This is a genomic window from Pseudonocardia sp. TRM90224 (assembly GCF_021245725.1).
Classification (GTDB): domain Bacteria; phylum Actinomycetota; class Actinomycetes; order Mycobacteriales; family Pseudonocardiaceae; genus Pseudonocardia.
Genome location: NZ_JAJGSX010000093.1, coordinates 1 through 2,043, shown reverse-complemented (window position 1 = coordinate 2,043; position 2,043 = coordinate 1). Strand labels below are relative to the sequence as shown.

At 75.9% G+C, this 2,043-nt stretch carries 2 protein-coding genes; one reads left to right on the top strand and one right to left on the bottom strand.

Features of this window, described 5'->3' with window-relative positions; translation table 11 throughout:
• Positions 1–159 precede the first annotated feature (159 nt).
• A complete protein-coding gene (locus LL648_RS43475) occupies positions 160–1,434 on the bottom strand; it encodes a hypothetical protein (protein WP_232668849.1) in 1,275 nt (424 codons plus the stop codon).
• On the opposite strand from LL648_RS43475, the gene LL648_RS43470 reads away from it, so the two are divergent.
• A partial coding sequence (locus LL648_RS43470; RefSeq protein ID WP_232668848.1) for a hypothetical protein occupies positions 1,351–2,043 on the top strand: 693 nt, incomplete at its 3' end. The genes LL648_RS43475 and LL648_RS43470 overlap by 84 nt on opposite strands.

The following is a 2,043-nucleotide window of genomic DNA, read 5'->3' as shown; positions in this document are numbered from 1 at the left end:
GGGAGAGTAGGTCGCCGCCGACATCAAACATCAACACCAAGAGTGGGCCCCGCCGATCAGGCGGGGCCCACTTTTTTGTATCATCTGTCGGTGAGTATCGCGGATGGTTCCGGCGATAACCGCCCGCGACGCGATGATCGCGACCGCAGCGGTGATCGCTCAGCTCGACAAGATCGGGAAAAGCAGACCGGCAAGGCCGGCGGTGAGCGCCTCGGTTCGGGGTGGTCGTCGCGTGGTGGCGCGCCCCGGCGCGACGACCGCGGTGGGCGTTCGGCCCCGCGGCGCGATGACCGCGGCGGCTACCGGTCGCGTGACGATCGGCCTCGTGACGACCGGCGGGGTGATCGGTCTGACCGGCCCGACCGTGGCGGCCGGCCGACGCCGAGCCGCGACGACCGTGGTGGCTACCGCGCCCGTGACGACCGGCCCCGGGAAGGCGGCTTCCGGTCCGACCGGGGCCGGGACGACCGACCCAGCAGCGACCGACCCAGCAGGGACCGGACCAGCGGCGACCGCGCCGGCGGTTTCCGTGGCGGGCGTCCCGACCGCGGCGGGAGCGACCGGCCGCGCCAGGACCGCTACCGGGACGACCGGAATCGGGACGACCGCAACCGGGACAGCCGCGGGGGCGACGACAAGCCGCGTTACGACCGGCCCCGTGATGATCGGCCCCGTGACGAGAGGGGCGGGGCCGCGAGGGGCCGGGATGACAGAGGCGGGTACGACCGTCCGCGCCACGAGCAGGGCCAGGGACGTCCCGACCGCAACCGCGACGACCGGCGTCGTGACGACCGCCCCAGCAGGGACCGCTCCTACGGCGACCGCCGCCGTGACGAGCGGCCCCGTGACGAGCGGCCCCGTGACGACAGGGGCAGGGACGACCGGCCCCGCAGCGACCGCCCCTACGCAGACCGCAAGCGGGACGACCGCCCTCGGGACGACCGAGGCGGGAATGACAACAGCCGGGACGACCGGCGCTCGTACGGTGGCCGTGACGACAGGCGTGACGACCGGCGCTCGGCGCCGGCGCAGCGCCAGGACCGTCCCGATCGGCCGGCCCGCCAGGATCGGCCGGATCGCCAGGATCGGCCGCAGCGCGACAGCGGGCGGGACGACCGCCGCGGTCCCGGCTGGGAGCCGCGCCGCTCCTCGGGTGACCGGCCCGACCGGCCGCGCCAGGACCGCCGCCCCGCCGCTGAGGGCACCCGTGGCGGCAATGTGGGTCGCGGCCGGCCCGCGCAGGGCGCCGGCGAGCGCAGAGCTCGTCCGGAGCGCGACCAGCGTCCGCCGCGGCGCGACGACGACCGCGATTCGCGGCCCCGTTACGTCGAGCCGCCGCTCCCGGAGAACGTGACGGCGGGCGAGCTCGACGCCGAGGCCCGCCGCGACCTGCGCGGCCTGCAGAAGGACACCGCCGACACCGTCGCCCGCCACCTCGTGGTGGCGGGGCGGCTCGTCGACGAGGACCCGGAGCAGGCGTTGGAGCACGCCCGGTTCGCGCGGCGCAGGGCGTCCCGGATCGCGGTCGTGCGGGAAGCGGCGGGGATCGTCGCCTACCACGCCGGCGAGTGGAACGAGGCGCTCGGCGAGCTGCGGGCCGCCCGCCGCATGGGCGGCGGCCCGGGGCACCTCGCGGTCATGGCCGACATCGAGCGTGCGCTCGGCCGCCCGGAGCGGGCGATCGAGCTGTCGCGCGACCCGGAGGCCCGCGACCTCGGCAAGGCCGAGACGATCGAGCTGGCCATCGTGGTCGCCGGCGCCCGCCGGGATCTCGGCGAGATCGACGCCGCCGTCGTGGGCCTGCAGATCCCCGAGCTGGAGCCGGCCCGGCGCGAGCCGTGGAGCTCCCGGCTCTTCTACGCCTACGCCGACAACCTGCTCGCCGCCGGGCGCGAGTCCGACGCCGTGCAGTGGTTCGTCCACGCCTCCGACGCCGACACCGAGGGCGAGACCGACGCGGCCGCCAGGGTCGCGGAGCTGACCGGCGAGTCGCTGCCCGACGACGACATCGTCTTCGGGGAGGAAGAACTCGACGCCGACGAC